Raw genomic sequence first — 16,550 nt, 5'->3', positions numbered from 1 at the left:
TACTTTCTACGAACAATTCACTTCTATTATACCTCATAAATACCGACAAAAATAGAGAAAGAAAAAAAATTCTTTTTATAAAATATTTTCTTATTTCCATTTTATTTTATCCTTATTTTTTGCAGCTAAAAATGCTCCTCCGCCTGTCAGTCCAGCTCCTAAAAGAATTAAAACAATATTTGCCGTGAAAACTCCTAAAACAAGCGAAACAAGTCCGCCACCGATTAATCTTGCCACAAATTTCTGAGTTGTGCGGTTTTTATAATTTATTTCAGGATTATTATAAGAAGTGTTAGTATTTACATTGTCAATACTATTGTTATTCATATCACGAAAATCACCATTATTCTTAGTTTCCTTAAATTCGATAGCTTCAGTTTTTCCTGATTGTTGTGTTTCACAATGTTCAGCTTCTTTCATCACTCTTTCTCCATTACTTCTAAAAGAATTATTTGTATCATTAAATAAAATTCCATTCATTCTCAAAACCTGTGCATCTTCTTCTGTAAACGGATACCATCCCTGTTTAATAAGTTTTTTGACATGCATTTCATTATATTTAAGACCAAATATAGCCGATAAAATAAACATCAATGGGAAAAATATCAGCCCAGCCGTACCAATTATAATGAAAGCAATTCCAGCAATCATATAATCTCCTTTAATTAAAGGATATATAAATCCTAGAAAAAATGCCGCTTTTGAAAATCCAAATTTCACTTCTTTTCTTAAAATTCCATTTTCTAAAATTGCTCTTTTCCCATTCATCTGTTTCATGAGTAATCATCTCCTTTTATTTTTTATATATTTTATTTTCAAAAATATGATATTATCTAAACATTAAAGTAAAATGAGAGTTTTCGTATTTTTTAAATTTGTAGTAAATTACTACAATTTTAATTATCAAAATATACATTTATTGTGAGATAAGGATTTGCAACAATGAGCAGTCCTGTAAAAAATATAGTAAAAACTGTCGTTAAATAAAATAATTTAATAATAAATCTTATTAGAAAATACAGATTATGTTAAAAATAAGAAATTTTAATTCTTTGCTAATAGATTATGTAATTCAAAAATTATTAAGTATTTACTATTTAAATAAAGAATAGCATATATTTTATAAAAAAGAAAAACTCAGAAAAATTTCTGAGTCTAAGTAGGCCTTGGTATAAGCCGGATTCTGTATTTGTTAATCATTTATCTAAATCAATAATTGCTTATGGATTTTAGCGAGCTACCAATCAAGTCAAGACGGGCCGCCTCTTAATAACTTTCTGCTTGCTCTTGCTTTAGGAGGGGTTTACCTAGCTAATTTAATCTCTTAAATTACTGGTAGTCTCTTACACTACCTTTTCACCCTTACCTGAAAAAGACAGGCGGTTTCTTTTCTGTGGCACTTTCCTTAGAATTTCTTCCAGCAGCCGTTAGCTGCCTCCCTTGCCCTGCAAAGTCCAGACTTTCCTCTTAAAAATAAATTTTCAAGCGATTAACTCCAAAACCTGAATTTATAGTATCATTTTTTATCTATTTTTGTCAATTTGATTTATAGATTTTTCAAAACAATTTCTGCAATATCCTTCGCTCTAAGCCCGTAATTTGTAAGCATAGTTTCTCCATCTGCACTTTGCCCAAAAACATCCTGTATTCCATGTTTTACAACTTTTGCAGGATGAACTTCTGACAAGTATTCTGAAACTGCACTTCCAAGTCCTCCAATTACCGAATGTTCTTCACTTGTTACAATAAATTTACATTCTTTCGCTGCTTTCAAAACTGTTTCTGTATCTAACGGTTTTATCGTAGAAACATTAATCACTCTTGTTTTTACCTCTTTTTCTTCCAGTAATTTCGCCGCCTCAAGAGCTTCTGAAACCATAAGGCCAGTCGCTAAAATTGCCACATCGTTTCCTTCCCTCAAAGTTGCAGCTTTCCCTATTTCAAATTTATAATTTTCATCAAATAATACTGGAATATTCAGTCTTCCAATCCTTACGTACACAGGCCCCTTGTATTCAGCCGCCGCAAAGACCATTTTTTCCGTTTCTACTGCATCTGCTGGCGATAGCACTACCATTCCTGGAATTGCACGCATTAAAGCCACATCCTCAACTGACTGGTGTGAACCTCCATCTTCTCCCAACGAAACCCCTGCGTGAGTTGGACAAATTTTAACATTCAATTGTGGATATGCCACCGAGTTTCTAATCTGATCAAAAGCACGTCCCGCGGCAAAATGTGCAAAAGTTGAGGCAAACGGTATTTTCCCAGTCGTTGCGATTCCTGCCGCCGTTCCAATCATATCAGCCTCTGCAATCCCCACATTTATATGTCTTTCTGGAAACTCTTTTTTAAAATACGCAGTCATTGTTGATTTTGACAAGTCTGCTTCCAGCACTACCACATCTTTATTTACTTTTCCCAATTTGACTAACGCTTCTCCATAAGCCACTCTAGTTGATTTTTTTTCCATTCTCATATTCTCCTATTTTTATATTGATATTTGGTCTTTTCTAAAAGTTTATAATTCCTGTTTACACAGTAGACCTGCTCGATAACATGAGTTCTTTTATTTACACAAGGGGTCAAGATCCCTTGCTTCAGAACCTTTATTTTATCAAATCTTAAATACGTATAGTTTCCGAGCAAGCCTAGTAATTTCAATCTTAGCTCAATTCTTCCATTGCCTTCTTGTATTCTTCATCATTTGGAGCAGCCCCGTGGAATCCAGCGTTATTTTCCATGAATGAAACACCTTTTCCTTTTACAGTGTTTGCAACTATTACTGTTGGCTGTCCTTTTACTGTTCTTGCTGTGTCAAGAGCATTTATGATTTCTTCATAATTGTGTCCGTCAATCTCGATTACATTCCATTTGAAAGCCTTGAACTTTTCCCCAACTGGAGCGACATCCATTACATCCGAAACTTTTCCATCAATTTGCAAGTTATTATAGTCAACTATCGCAACTAAATTGTCAAGCTTGTAATGTGCTGCTGTCATAGCCGCTTCCCAAACTTGACCTTCCTGCAATTCTCCATCTCCTAGAATTGCGTAAACTCTATAATCATTATTGTAAATTTTTGCACTCAAAGCCATTCCGTTTGCTGCAGACAGTCCTTGTCCCAAAGAACCTGTTGACATTTCAACTCCAGCCAGTTTTTTCATGTCAGGATGCCCTTGAAGCGGAGAATGCCATTTTCTAAGTGTTGGAATAAGATTTTTCCCTTCATCCCCTAAAAATCCTTTTTCTATCAAAGCCGCATACAGTGCAGGAGCAGCATGCCCTTTACTAAGAACCAATCTATCCCTGTTTTCCATTTTTGGATTTTTTGGGTCAATGTTCATTTCTTTCCAGTAAAGCACAGCTAAAATATCAGCAATCGAAAGTGAACCTCCTGGATGTCCTGATTTTGCCCTGTAAATCATTTCAATAATATCTTTTCTCAATGTTTTTGCCTTTTTTTGCAAATCTTCAATTTTCATAAAAACCTCCATTTTTTATTTATAAATATCAATAATTAACTAAAATTAATCCTCTTTTTTCAGATTATAGAAAAACAGCGAAACGCCAAACAGCGCTAATGCTACGACAAGTGTCACTTTAACTCCAACTTCAGTTGCACCTTTCACGCCATTCTGAACATTCTGATTTCCAACAACAAGTAAAGTTGACTGAACAACTTGCTGCACTAGAAATGCCAATTTTAGAAACATTCCCTGTATTCCAAACATAAAGCCTTCCAAACTTACTTTTTTAGTTTCTGACAGTTTTGCAGAAATTTCACTAAGCATTGCCTGTGGGAAAATAAACGCTGCACCACTTAATCCTGTTCCACAAATTACAAAAAGTAAATATGCAAAAATTGAATTATTTTTATTAATAAACAATAGACCAAAAGTACCGATTATTAAAAGCAGCATATCCACAATCAATATTTTCTTATACGAATACTTTTTCCCAAACTTGTTTGTAATTGGAAAAAATAGCCCCGCCATTCCAAATAGCACAACTGATATCACAGTCAAATATTTAATATCCTTTTGCATTACAGCGCTCAAATAATATGTCAAATCTCCACGAAGTATGTTAAATCCGCAAAAGAAAAAGAAGTATCCTAAAAAATACAAAATAATTTCCTTATCCTTCAAATGTGAAATTGATTTCATAAACCCAAGCGATTCAGTCTTAGGACGATTTTGTGTAAGCTGCTTTTCCTTTAGGAAAAATATACACGCATAAATCCCTAAAACTGACAATATTGTAATCAAAATTACTGTTTTACGTATTCCAACTTCTGTATTCAGCACTCCATTTACTACCCCCAATTTTGAAATCAAAATACCCGGCAGAACCATCGCAACCCCAGTAAATATGAGCCTAAAAGTTGACTGCATTGTAGAAAGGTTAAGCCTTTCTTCCTTATTTGAAGCCAAATCTGGAATTAGAGCGTTATACGGTGCTGCGACTAAAGTATATGCCGTAAAATACAGTCCTCCAACGACCGATAAATAAATAAGTGTTGTCATCTGCGAACTTTTAATTGGATAAAAATACATAACCGTAAGAATCCCAAGCGGTAATCCTCCAACTAGCATAAATATTGATCTTTTTCCAAACCGTGATTTTGAATTATCAGATAAAAATCCTACAACAGGATCTGATATTGCATCAATAATCCTCGCAAAAATAAACGCTAGAACTAAATATTGCGGCTTTAACAGCGGAACTAAATTTTTCTCCGTTTCGGGCGGTAAATAGTAATACGACAGCCATTGATTATAAATCTGGTCAATCATAAAATATGAAACCCCAAGCCCGTAAATTATGTAACTTTTTTTCGTTAATCTTGAACTCATTAAATTTTCTACCTTTCTGTTTTTTATATTGTTTATATTATTCTCCATTTAAATATCAATTATTTAATAAATTTTGAATTATATGCTAAATTAGAACTTCTTATATTTAACATAATTTCTAATTTCCAATATTAAATTATTTTGTTTATTTTTCGCAGGATTGCTCATTACCGCAAATCCTTATCTTGCAGTAAAAGTTTATCCTGATAATTAAAATTGTTGCAAGATTGCTACGCAATACCTATGACTAGACTTCGAATTTTATTTATCCAACTCCGAAACTCCTCCTTCCAGTCGTCAGACAATCGTAGTTGAACAAATAAAAGCTCCGTCGATTTATAAAATACATTTTAATTATTTAGAAACATTTTTTTTATAACTTTAATTTGTTAAAAACTCTTTTACTGCCTCAACATATTCATCTTTACATTCAGGATCAGCATAAATTCTTGTGTGTGAACCTTTTTCAAAAACTTTTAGCTTGATATTTTCATTCTGTGCAAGTTCGTTATATTCTTCCATAAGCATTCCATAAGTTGTAGCCTTGTCATTTTTAGACTGAATTATCAAAGTAGGTATTCTTTTTAGCAAATACGATAATCTAAGCTTATCAAGATGGCTTCCAACTCTTAAATTAAAAATTCTTACAATAACACTTACAATAAATTTTGGAACACGACGTTTTTTTGCATCTTCCTTAATTCTCTTTCTTATATTCGAAATCGAACTGTCCAAAATCAGCTTATCAATCACAATCCCTTTTTTTCTAAGTGCCTTCACGTACATTTTAGAAGCAATCGCAGAACCCATTCCTCCTTGTGAAAACCCGTAAAGTGTAAAATTGTTCTTTCCAAATCTTTCATTCAGCATTTCCATTGTATGAAAAATATCCTGTCCAAAGCAGTACCCCATCTTAGTTTTAGCCACATCAGACTTTCCAGAGTTTCTCAAATCTGGAATAAAAAAATTATACTCCTTGTCAAGTCCAATATTTTTAAACATTTCCAAATATTGTAACGAAGCGAGCCTATTTACACCACGACCATGCGAAATAATCATCGTTTTTGTAGCTTCCTTATTCTCAATAAGCCATCCATAAAGCTGTATTTTCCCTGACTTATACTCAATTTCCTTAAAATTATACCCATAATCATAAGGATTTGCCTTATTATCCTCAATATTATACTTCTGTCTCAATTTTTTACTGTTATACACCTCTTCAAATGTAACTCTCGGATATTTTTCAATCTGATTAATAAAATACCGTATCGACATATATGCTATCACAAAGAAAAATATCATAAACAGCACATTAATTGTTATTAACAATCCCATTCCTATAATCCTCTCCTATTCTTTTTATTTATTTATAAAATTCATTAATACAATTTTTTTAATTTCAGTTTTCTTTCTAACAAACTGTATTAAATCTTCGTTATACAAAAATTATGGTTATTCACTTTTATAATTTTTTATATTTTATTTGTTAAAACAATTCAATCTAAACAAACAATCGGATTTAACTTCTCTTTTTTGCCTAAAATTAATTCCTTTATCAGAAATCCATTCTTTTCAACTTGTATTTTTTCCAAAAAGTTTTCTTGAATCTCAAAATTTTCTAAATTTTGATTATTTTTATCAAAATTTCTAAATTTTTCAATATCCTTCCAATTTACAAAGACATCTTTTTTCTGAAAATCATTTTCCGTATCAAAGTTTTCAATTTTATTATTTTCACGAATCTTTTTCAAATATTCCTGACCCTTTTTATTAAAACCTAAAATTCTTACATAATTTATTTCAAAATCCATCATATCAGCTTTTATATTTAGTAAAATATTCAAAATAATCCGTTCTACACGTTTATTCGATAAATTTCTAGATTTTGTATTTTTCAAAAATTCTATATATTTTTGCGAATTCAACATTGTTCCGTATATTCTAGCATAAATTTCTTCAGTTATATCATATATTTCCATTATTTTTTCTTTTTTTTCTGTCAAAATCTTATATTTCACAATTTTAAAGATTTCTTCCTTTATTTTATCTCCACTAAATCTGTTATTTATCTTCCATTCCAAATTTTTAAAAATAATGTCAAATGATTTTTCTGGTAAAAATTTCTGAATCTCTTCTAGTTTCCAAAAGATTCTTTCTTCTGTTTTTACATTTTTCAAACTTTCTAAATCTATTTTTTCCCTAATATTTTGCTTTTTCTCAAAATTATAATTTTTTTTTTCAATTTCTTTTGAATTTTCTACTCCTCTATTTTTTAAAAAACTACATTTTTTTTCAATAATAGAATTTTTTATTTTTTCAAAATCAAATTTTTCTTCAGAAAATTTATCCAAAATCTTTTCCAGCTCATTTCTCAAAAACGAAGCACTAGCAAACTCTTCCCTATCCTCAGAAACGTTCTCTTCATTATATTCTGAAATTTCTCTTTTTATAATATACGGTTTTATTTTAAGATTGCTATTTTCTATCTCACGCATATATTCCAGAGCCAAAATATTATTTGACTTCACAATTCCATCTAAATTATATTCCTTTAATGCCAGTCTTTGAGAAGTGCTGTAACTGTTGCCTTTTTTCATATATTCCATAAGCTTGTCCTTATAATCCTGCCTTTTCTGCAGTTCAAGCACCTTTTGCAAAATCTCAATATTTTCCTCTTCCGCTCCAAAAACCTGAATATCTATTCCCAAATAATCCAAAATTTTTGTTGCCATTCTTGAAAAAATCTCAGCATTCTGAATCGAATAATAAAGTGGCAACTCCACAACCAAATCAACTCCGCATCCTAAGCTAACCTGTGTTTTCTCCCACTTATCCAAAAACGAAATTTCTCCCCGTTGAACAAAATCTCCACTTATCACTACCACAATCAAGACATCTTCACCAAATATCTCTTTAATTTTCCTGATTTGATACAAATGTCCGTTGTGAAATGGATTATATTCAGCTACAATTCCTATTTTTAACAATTTTCTCTCCTAAAAACTTTTCTCACATTACAAGTATTATACCATATATCAAGATGATTTTTATAAGTTTTTTCAATTTTATTATAAAATTTCTTTAAATTTACACTTTAAAATTACTCTATTGAAATATCTTATGGAAAATTATATAATAAACTCAAAAACTAAAGGAGAACACCAATGAAAATACACTTTATATTACACGAAGCATTTGAAGCGCCAGGAGCTTATCTTGCTTGGGCAGCACTTTCTGGACACGATATTTCCACAACAAAAGTATATCAATATGAAAAGTTACCTGAAAATGCAGATTCATTTGATTTTTTAATTGTGATGGGCGGACCGCAGAGTCCTATTGGAGATAACAACGAATTTCCATATTTTGATGCAAAAGCTGAAATTGAATTAATCAGAAAAGCTGTAAAGGCAGATAAATTTGTAGTCGGAGTATGTCTTGGTGCTCAATTGCTAGGAGAAGCATTTGGTGGCAAAACAGAAAAAAGCCCTTTCCGTGAAATAGGAAATTTTCCAATTGAACTAACAAAAGATGGACTGGAAGATGACAACATAAAACATTTTGAAAAACAAGCTACTGTAGGGCATTGGCATAGCGATATGCCAGGATTAACAGATACTGCAAAAGTCTTGGCAGCAAGTAAAGGGTGTCCACGACAGATTATAAAATATAGTGAAAAACATTATGGCTTTCAATGTCATCTCGAATTTACAAAAGCTCTAACTGAATTGTTAATAGATTCAGATAAAACTCTTGAGCAGGATAGCCAAACTTTACCTTTTGTTCAATCTCCTCAAACTATACGTAGCAATAGCTACGATGAAATGAATAATCTTCTTTATGAATTTTTATATAAACTTACAAAAAAATAAAATAAACGTATTGAAATCAGTCAAATTTAGACTAAAATATTGTTTAAATCTTGTTTTTAAAATATTTTAAGGTATAATTGTAGTAAAAGTAATTTGAAACAAAAAATTTAGGAGGTTTTATTATGAAAAAATTATTTTTTTCGATTTTTTTAATGTTTTGTATCAACGTTTTTTCCAATGTAAATTATAATGTTTTTGTAATTATGGATAACAATGCAACTAAAAATGTGGAGAACATTTCAAAAGGGCTTAAAGATGCAGGAATCGAAAGCCTTTATTCCAAAGGATATGCAGTTCATCTGACACTTTATCTTACAGAATATAATCCTGAAGCACTAAAAACAATAAAAGATACTGTCAATAAGATTGCAAATCAGACAAAGTCTTTTGATATAGAGTTTTACAGATTAAGAAAAACTGGCGGAAACTGGTTTATGCTTGATGCTCAAAACAATGAAGCTATACAACAGCTTGCAGACGAAATAACAGTTAGCTTAAACAAATATCGTGCAAAGGACGCAAAAGTTCCCGACTGGGCAAAATCTATTCCTGAAAAAGTAAAATCCTTTAATTTGTACGGCTCTCCAAACGTATTTACAAGTTTTGATCCGCACATAACTTTACTTACTCCAGAGGATTCAGCAAAAATAGATGCATTTACTTCAAAATATGATTTTAAACCTTTCAAATCTAAAGTCATTGGTATAGGAATCGCTCAAGTTGACGATTTGGGGCAAGCAAAAAATATAATTTATTCGGTAAAATTTAAAAAATAAAAAAGGAAAAAATTCTATGAAAAAACTTGAAAATTATGAACAAATACTTAATAAAATAAAAGAAGAAGAATATTTTTTATTATACGTTTCAATGAATAATTGCAGCGTTTGTCAGGTTGATATGCCAAAAGTTGAGAAAATTGTTAATGAACAAAATTTCCCCGCTTATTATATCAAAGCATCTGAAATTCCTGAAGCTGTTGGGCAATTAAGTCTATTTTCAGTCCCAGTAGTTATTCTATTTTATGAAGGCAGAGAGATACACAGACAAGCTAAAATTATTGATTTTGGCGAATTAAATTATAGAATTGAACAGATTATATAAAAAATAATCAAAGCTAACTAAAATATTTATTAAACATTGTTTTTAGATTTTTTTAAGGTATAATGATAATAAATAAAAGTAATCTAAAATAGAAATTCTAGGAGGCTTTATTATGATAAAAAAAATATTTTTTTTAGCTTTTATACTATTTTGTTTTAATATTTTTTCCAATGCAGATTACAGTACTTCTAATGACAATTCTAACGTTTCTGCTTCAGATCAAAGTTTTAGTGATGCAGAAATATTCTTCATTATTATTGGAGGAGCGATTTTATTTAATTTTTTTAGTTCCGATTCCAGTACAAATGAAAATTATAACGTTTTCATAATTATGGATAATAGTGCAACTAAAAATATTAAAAATATTTCAAAGAAATTAGAGGAAAATCAAATTGAAAACCTTTATACACAAGGATATGTTATACATGTGACATTATATCTTACAAAATATGAAAAAAATTCTCTATATAAAATCAAGGAAACTGTCGAAAAAATTGCAAACCAGACAAAATCTTTTGATATGGAATTTTACAAGTTAGAAAAAACAGAAAGAAAAACGCTTGCAGTTTATGCCAAAAATAATCAAAATATTCAGCAGCTTGCAGATGAAATTACAGTCAACCTAACTAAGTACCGTAAGAAAGACATAGAAACTCCTGAGTGGGTAAGGTACTTTCCTGAAAAAGAAAAATTGTTCAATTTATATGGCTCTCCAGATGTATTTATGAACTTTGATCCGCATATAACCTTGCTCACTCAGGAAAATTCATCCAAAATAAATTCATTTATCTTAAATTACAATTTTACCCCCTTCAAAACTAAAGCAATTAGTATAGGAATTGGCAAGGCAAATAACTTAGGACAGATAAAAGAGATAATTTATTCACAAAGTTTAATTAGCTAATTGAAATATGCTCAAACTCCTTTTTTAAATAAAATTTAATGTAAGTTGCCTAATAAAAGAGTCGCATGAAAATATAATTGAAATAAATCAAAAGGGAGTCATTTCTAAATTTTAACCAAAAACTAGAACTAATTCCCTTTATTTTATTTATCCAATAATTTCAACCCATAAGATCTAAAAATTTCTTCAGCTTTTTCAACTAATTCTCTCGTTGGTGTTGGCGTATCCTTTAATTTATATTCTTTCCCAACTTTTTCCCACTTATACTGCCCCATTTGGTGAAATGGCAAAACATCCACTCTTTCCACATTTTTTAACTGGGAAGTAAACTTTGCCCACTCATGCAAATCATTTTCATCATCAGAATATCCAGGAACTAACACATATCTTAACCAAGTCGGCTTATTAATCTCATTCAAATATTTTGCAAATTTTAATGTATTATCAAGCTCCACTGAAGTCAATATTTTATATTTTTCAGGATTTATGTGCTTAATATCAAGCAGAACCATATCAACAAGCTCAAGCACCTGTTTTGCCTTATCAGAGAAAATATACCCGGATGTATCAAGTGCCGTTTGAATCCCATTTTCACGACAAAGCTTAAACAGCTCCATCAAAAATTCAGGCTGCATCAAAGGCTCACCGCCAGATACAGTAACCCCACCAGTTTTTATAAATCCCTTTACTTTTAAAATTTCATTCATAACTTCCTGAGCCGTCATAATCATCTTATTGTCCTTAATTTCCCAAGTATCCACATTATGACAGTACAGACATCTAAGAGGGCATCCTTGCAAGAACAGCACAAATCTAATTCCAGGCCCATCCTTAGTCCCAAATGATTCGAATGAATGTATGTACCCTTTTACTTTCATATTAGTTTTCTCTCTTTCTTTTTTATTCAATAAATTATTCGATAACTTAAACTTTATTTTATACTAAACCTCGTTTAAAAATGAGAATAAATTTTTATAACAGGGTTCTCCAATAGCTAATTCATAACTATTCAACTTTTTTCTTATGTTCGTAGGATTGCTCATTGCCGCAAATCCTATAACCTATGGCTAGTCTACGACATTTTTCTGCACTGACAAAAAACTCGCTATGCTCAAACAGTTTTGCCAGCACAGAAAAATGCTCCGACAGATTTTCGAGCCAGATTCTATTTAAAAAACGAAAATTATATCTAAAATTATTTGAAAATACTAAATTTATATCCTTTATTAGAAAAATGTATAATAAATTCGTTATTTAAATGGGTTTTGGTATTAAACAGAGTTTAGTTTAAATTATCATATAATAGAAAAGAATGCCGCATAACTCATATTTTATGAAACTATGCGACATTTCTCATATTAGTTGAAAATTATCGGTTAATTTTCAGACTTTTTATCAATTTTAAATTACATTTTATTTGATATTGTTCTGTTAATTACATCTAATTGTTGTTCTTTAGTCAATTTAACAAAGTTTACTGCATATCCAGAAACTCTGATTGTTAATTGAGGATAATTTTCAGGATGTTCCATTGCATCTTCTAACAATTCTCTTCCGAATACGTTTACATTCAAGTGATGTCCTGTTTGATTGAAGTATCCATCCATTAATCCAACTAGGTTAGTTTGTTTTTCATTTGAATTTTTACCTAATGTTTCTGGTGTAATTGCAAATGTGTAAGAAATTCCATCGTTTGCATCTTCAAACGGAATTTTAGCTACTGAGGCAAGTGAAGCAACAGCTCCTCTTGTATCTCTTCCATGCATAGGATTTGCTCCTGGCCCAAATGGTGCTCCAGCTCTTCTTCCATCAGGAGTATTTCCTGTTTTCTTACCATATACAACATTTGAAGTAATTGTCAATACAGATTGTGTAGGAGTGGCATCTCTATACATTTTATGAGTTCTTAATTTATTCATAAATCTTCTTGTAATGTCTACTGCAAACTGATCTGTAGCATCGTCATTATTTCCAAATGGAACATAGTCTTTTTCATTGATATAGTCAACTGCATCCCCTTCTTCATCTCTTACAACTTTTACTTTACCGTATTTAATAGCTGCCAATGAATCTGCAATAATTGATAATCCTGCAATTCCAAATGCTTCTGTTCTTCTAATATGAACATCATGCAATGCCATTTCTAATGCTTCATAAGAATATTTATCATGCATATAGTGAATAATGTTTAATGATTTAACATAAGTTGAAGCTAACCAGTCTAATACTTTATCCAGTTTTTCCCATACTTCATCAAATTCAAGATATTCGCTCTTAATTGGCTCAAATTGCCCTTCTGGAGTTACTTGTATTTTTAATTTTTCATCTTTTCCACCATTAATTGCATATAATAATGCTTTTGGCAAGTTTACTCTTGCTCCAAAGAATTGCATTTGGTGTCCGATAGTCATTGGAGATACACAACATGCAATTCCATAGTCATTACCAAATTGTGGTCTCATAATGTCATCATTTTCATATTGTACTGATGATGTATCAATTGATACTTTTGCACAGAATTTTTTCCAAGTTTCAGGTAATTGTTCGCTCCATAGAACTGTTAGGTTTGGTTCAGGCGAAGTTCCCATGTTGTACAATGTATGTAAAATTCTGAATGAGTTTTTAGTAACTAATGATCTTCCATCTTCTCCAATACCACCGATTGATTCAGTTACCCAAACTGGATCTCCTGAGAATAATGCATCATATTCTGGTGTTCTTAAGAATCTGATTATTCTTAATTTCATAACAAAGTGATCCATTATTTCCTGAGCTTCTTTTTCAGTCAAAGTACCTTCTTGCAAATCTCTTTCCAAGAAAATGTCTAAGAATGTAGAAGTTCTTCCAATACTCATTGCAGCTCCATTTTGATCTTTTGTAGCGGCTAAGTATGCAAAATATAGCCATTGTACTGCTTCTTTACCGTTAGTAGCTGGTCCAGAAATGTCAAAGCCATAAGATTCAGCCATTCTCTTTAAAGCATGCAATGCTTTAATTTGTTCAAAAACTTCTTCTCTAAGTCTTATTACATCTTCTGTCATTTCAGCTGGATCCATATTTTTCAATTGATTTTGTCTGTCAGCAATTAATCTGTCTACTCCGTAAAGTGCAACTCTTCTATAATCTCCAATAATTCTTCCACGTCCGTAAGCATCTGGAAGTCCAGTTATAATTCCTGTTTTTCTTGCTTTTCTGATTTGATCAGTATATGCTGAGAAAACTCCATCATTATGAGTTTTTCTATATTTAGTAAAAATTTCTTCAGTTTGAGGATCTAGTTCATATCCAAATGCTTCCAAACTGTTTTTTACCATTCTCAATCCACCATTTGGAAAAATCGCTCTTTTTAAAGGTGCATCAGTTTGTAATCCTACTATCTTTTCCAAATCTTTATTAATATACCCTGCTCCATAAGCGTCAATTTGTGAAGGTATTTTAGTTTCAGCGTCATAAATACCTTTTTCTCTTTCTACCTTGAATTTTTCTGAAAGGCTTTTCCACAATTCAGTAGTAGCTTCTGTTGGCCCTTCTAAAAAGCTGTCATCTCCTAAATACTCAGTATAATTTAATCTGATAAATTCTGTAACATCGATGTTGTCTTTCCAATTTCCTTCTTTAAATCCTCTCCATGCGTCCATTATTTAAAAACACATCCTTTCAATTTATATTATATTTACCATAATTTTGTAATTATTATAATATTATCTTCACTCTACGGTAATTATACCCCAAAAAATTTTTAAAAGCAAATATTTTTTTAAAATTTTTTTATGAAAATTTCTATTAAAAAAAATTGCTTTAAAAGCAATCTTGAAAATTATAATTTTCTAATATTATTTATAATTTATGCTTATTTTCTTATTTTTTTAGAAAAAATTTTACGTTCCTGCTTAAATTCCAGATACTTTATCATTGCTGTCCTCATGTATATCATCTGTACTAAAAAATTTGCTCTGCTCTTCAAGGCTCCTCTTTCTTTTTCCACTTCAAAATGATATATTGGAGTATCTGAAAAATTTTTTATTACATTTATAAATTTTGAACTAGAAATCAGTAAAATTTGTTCATAGCGTCTGCTTCCTTTTGGAAGAAACTTTTTAAAATTCTTTAGATGCTCCACTTTCACTATTTTCACAAAATTAAATATTTTTCTGATTTTTCCAAATACCTTCATAATTTCATTCTCTTCCAAGTCAAATAGTATCAATGTTGGAATTTTTGGAACTTTATCCACATGAACATATCTTTTTACAATCTGTTTTCCAAAAAGATTTTCATCTTCAAAATTTACAGATGTTTCAGCAATATCGTAAACTTTTACTCTGCCTTCCTGTTTAAATTTTTCCAACTTGAGTTTTTCTAATCCTGTAGGTTTTGTATTCTTTTCAAGCAATAGTTGAGCATTTATTGTATTTATCAGGTCATCCACATTTTTTCTATTTTTGTGCAGTTTTTTATAAAACATTGTTACAAATTTGGAATTTTCTTTTATTTTCTCCTTTTTAAAAATTTTATCCATCATTATGAAAAATTCTTCATTTTCAATACTTCTCTTTACATTGTATCTACTTTTTATTTCTCTATTCTGTATGTTCAAAAGAAAATAAGTGAGCATTACATATTTTTCATTTACTGAAACTATACCTGTAAATTTTTCAATGTATGAAAAAATTATCTTTTTTATATATCTTATATTTTTTACTTCTAATATTTCTTCAATAATTTTAAAATAAAGATTTTCCTGATATGTACTTTTTCCTAAATGATTCTTTTCAATTCTTCTGGAAAGTATTTCTTTTAAATAGTTTTCCTTTAACCTTTTAAAATCGTATCCTCTTTCTTCAAACAATCTTTCTATACTTCTTGATTTTTCATATTCAGAATAATTTATCCCAAATATCTTCAGCACCTGTCTTAGATCATTTTGTATATTCCTGTTGTTTTCTTGAATTCTTCTTATGTTTTTGTTGAACTTGTAAATATTCAGTTTTTCATTTCCAAAGAGTAAAATTAGTGTTATAAGTTCTCTTCTGAATGTCATTTTTGTATTTATTTCTCTATCTTCTATCTTAAATATGTCTTCATTATATTTTCCAAAATAGAAGAAGTGATTTTTATCCTTATGTATTATGCTGTTATCATTCTCTAGCAAAAAATTATTTAAGTTATCAAGCGTGTAGTCCAAGTTTTTAAAGCTATATTTCTCTTCAATATATCTTCTGTCAATAATTTTAAAATTCAATATTTCACGTAATAAATCACTTTCATTAAAATCAATTTTCACTACCCATTTTCACCCCATAATTATTATTTGCCCTGTAATAGTGATTATTACAAGCGTTTTCATAATAACAATTATGAGTTTATTTTTTTAGATTACATTTCTGATTTTCTGAATTAACAAAAATATCCCATAAATACTGAGTTTCTAACAATTATAGAAAATTAATTTAAAATTAAATCAAAAATTGTATATAATATAAAATGTCTTGACTTATTATGATTTTTATAGGTAAAACTAGATTTTTTTAACTAAAGTAATATCGATTTTTTTGAAGAAAATGTCTTTAAGAAGTGTTTCAATGTGAAAATATAGTAAAACTCATACAAAAACGACCTAAAAATACGGTATAATAATATTACGGCATATAAAAAAGATTTTATAGAAAAAGAATTTTAAATTTTTATTATGAAAACTGAAAAATAAAAATGTTATTTCAATTCAACATAAGTTCCAACACATTGTATGGATAGATAAAGCTTAAGAAGAAATTAAAAAACATAGCTCATAATTTTAATATGCTTGAGGAAGCA

The 16,550-nt window shown here is 30.0% G+C and carries 14 protein-coding genes and 1 other RNA gene; 4 read left to right on the top strand and 11 right to left on the bottom strand.

Annotated features, from left to right (window positions below; translation table 11 throughout):
- Nucleotides 1-90 precede the first annotated feature (90 nt).
- The 7 genes from AB8B23_RS01840 to AB8B23_RS01810 all read right to left on the bottom strand — a co-directional run bounded on the left by AB8B23_RS01840 (nt 91) and on the right by AB8B23_RS01810 (nt 7,846).
- Nucleotides 91-777, bottom strand: coding sequence for a DUF2628 domain-containing protein (locus AB8B23_RS01840; protein ID WP_369713166.1), 687 nt, complete (start codon nt 775-777; stop codon nt 91-93).
- Nucleotides 778-1,156: 379 nt separating this feature from the next.
- Nucleotides 1,157-1,505, bottom strand: an RNA gene (gene rnpB, locus AB8B23_RS01835) — RNase P RNA component class A.
- Between the two features lie 41 nt (nt 1,506-1,546).
- Nucleotides 1,547-2,473: a transketolase family protein gene (locus AB8B23_RS01830; RefSeq protein WP_369713165.1), complete on the bottom strand. Its 927-nt coding sequence runs from the start codon at nt 2,471-2,473 to the stop codon at nt 1,547-1,549.
- Between the two features lie 193 nt (nt 2,474-2,666).
- A complete protein-coding gene (locus AB8B23_RS01825) occupies nt 2,667-3,485 on the bottom strand; it encodes a transketolase (RefSeq protein WP_369713164.1) in 819 nt (272 codons plus the stop codon).
- A gap of 45 nt (nt 3,486-3,530) precedes the next feature.
- Nucleotides 3,531-4,859: an MFS transporter gene (locus AB8B23_RS01820; protein ID WP_369713163.1), complete on the bottom strand. Its 1,329-nt coding sequence runs from the start codon at nt 4,857-4,859 to the stop codon at nt 3,531-3,533.
- Nucleotides 4,860-5,240: 381 nt separating this feature from the next.
- On the bottom strand, nt 5,241-6,194 hold the full coding sequence (locus AB8B23_RS01815; RefSeq protein ID WP_314113417.1) for an alpha/beta hydrolase: 954 nt from the start codon (nt 6,192-6,194) through the stop codon (nt 5,241-5,243).
- 161 nt (nt 6,195-6,355) lie between these two features.
- Complete coding sequence (locus tag AB8B23_RS01810; RefSeq protein WP_369713162.1) at nt 6,356-7,846, bottom strand: nucleotidyltransferase family protein; 1,491 nt, start codon at nt 7,844-7,846, stop codon at nt 6,356-6,358.
- A gap of 177 nt (nt 7,847-8,023) precedes the next feature.
- Between AB8B23_RS01810 and AB8B23_RS01805 the strand changes: the two genes are divergently transcribed.
- The 4 genes from AB8B23_RS01805 to AB8B23_RS01790 all read left to right on the top strand — a co-directional run bounded on the left by AB8B23_RS01805 (nt 8,024) and on the right by AB8B23_RS01790 (nt 10,736).
- Entirely contained in the window at nt 8,024-8,731 is a 708-nt protein-coding gene (locus AB8B23_RS01805; RefSeq protein WP_369713161.1) for a type 1 glutamine amidotransferase, read from the top strand.
- Nucleotides 8,732-8,853: 122 nt separating this feature from the next.
- Nucleotides 8,854-9,507 (top strand): 2'-5' RNA ligase family protein, encoded by a 654-nt coding sequence (locus AB8B23_RS01800; RefSeq protein WP_369713159.1) that lies wholly within the window; start codon nt 8,854-8,856, stop codon nt 9,505-9,507.
- Nucleotides 9,508-9,523: 16 nt separating this feature from the next.
- Nucleotides 9,524-9,832, top strand: a complete 309-nt coding sequence (locus AB8B23_RS01795) for a thioredoxin family protein (protein WP_369713158.1) — start codon at nt 9,524-9,526, stop codon at nt 9,830-9,832.
- Between the two features lie 112 nt (nt 9,833-9,944).
- On the top strand, nt 9,945-10,736 hold the full coding sequence (locus AB8B23_RS01790; protein WP_021745328.1) for a DUF1045 domain-containing protein: 792 nt from the start codon (nt 9,945-9,947) through the stop codon (nt 10,734-10,736).
- Between the two features lie 143 nt (nt 10,737-10,879).
- On the opposite strand, the gene pflA is transcribed toward AB8B23_RS01790, so the two are convergent.
- The 4 genes from pflA to AB8B23_RS01770 form a co-directional block, all read right to left on the bottom strand.
- Complete coding sequence (gene pflA, locus AB8B23_RS01785) at nt 10,880-11,614, bottom strand: pyruvate formate-lyase-activating protein (RefSeq protein WP_039901658.1); 735 nt, start codon at nt 11,612-11,614, stop codon at nt 10,880-10,882.
- Nucleotides 11,615-11,741: 127 nt separating this feature from the next.
- The gene (locus AB8B23_RS01780; RefSeq protein WP_369713157.1) at nt 11,742-11,867 is read right to left on the bottom strand and encodes a hypothetical protein; all 126 of its coding nucleotides are present in this window, start codon (nt 11,865-11,867) and stop codon (nt 11,742-11,744) included.
- Nucleotides 11,868-12,142: 275 nt separating this feature from the next.
- On the bottom strand, nt 12,143-14,374 hold the full coding sequence (gene pflB, locus AB8B23_RS01775) for a formate C-acetyltransferase (protein WP_369713156.1): 2,232 nt from the start codon (nt 14,372-14,374) through the stop codon (nt 12,143-12,145).
- Nucleotides 14,375-14,586: 212 nt separating this feature from the next.
- The gene (locus AB8B23_RS01770; RefSeq protein ID WP_021745325.1) at nt 14,587-16,020 is read right to left on the bottom strand and encodes a hypothetical protein; all 1,434 of its coding nucleotides are present in this window, start codon (nt 16,018-16,020) and stop codon (nt 14,587-14,589) included.
- Nucleotides 16,021-16,550: the final 530 nt, after the last annotated feature.

The sequence above is a fragment of the Leptotrichia sp. HSP-342 genome (assembly GCF_041199995.1).
GTDB lineage: Bacteria > Fusobacteriota > Fusobacteriia > Fusobacteriales > Leptotrichiaceae > Leptotrichia > Leptotrichia mesophila.
The sequence above is the reverse complement of the archived record's forward strand: the minus strand, read 5'-3'. Positions and strand labels throughout refer to the sequence as shown.

Coding starts and splice junctions, on each gene's coding strand:
- AB8B23_RS01840 (WP_369713166.1), bottom strand. CDS start 777: ATGAAACAGATGAATGGGAAAAGAGCAATTTTAGAAAATGGAATTTTA.
- AB8B23_RS01830 (WP_369713165.1), bottom strand. CDS start 2,473: ATGGAAAAAAAATCAACTAGAGTGGCTTATGGAGAAGCGTTAGTCAAA.
- AB8B23_RS01825 (WP_369713164.1), bottom strand. CDS start 3,485: ATGAAAATTGAAGATTTGCAAAAAAAGGCAAAAACATTGAGAAAAGAT.
- AB8B23_RS01820 (WP_369713163.1), bottom strand. CDS start 4,859: ATGAGTTCAAGATTAACGAAAAAAAGTTACATAATTTACGGGCTTGGG.
- AB8B23_RS01815 (WP_314113417.1), bottom strand. CDS start 6,194: ATGGGATTGTTAATAACAATTAATGTGCTGTTTATGATATTTTTCTTT.
- AB8B23_RS01805 (WP_369713161.1), top strand. CDS start 8,024: ATGAAAATACACTTTATATTACACGAAGCATTTGAAGCGCCAGGAGCT.
- AB8B23_RS01800 (WP_369713159.1), top strand. CDS start 8,854: ATGAAAAAATTATTTTTTTCGATTTTTTTAATGTTTTGTATCAACGTT.
- AB8B23_RS01795 (WP_369713158.1), top strand. CDS start 9,524: ATGAAAAAACTTGAAAATTATGAACAAATACTTAATAAAATAAAAGAA.
- AB8B23_RS01790 (WP_021745328.1), top strand. CDS start 9,945: ATGATAAAAAAAATATTTTTTTTAGCTTTTATACTATTTTGTTTTAAT.
- pflA (WP_039901658.1), bottom strand. CDS start 11,614: ATGAAAGTAAAAGGGTACATACATTCATTCGAATCATTTGGGACTAAG.
- pflB (WP_369713156.1), bottom strand. CDS start 14,374: ATGGACGCATGGAGAGGATTTAAAGAAGGAAATTGGAAAGACAACATC.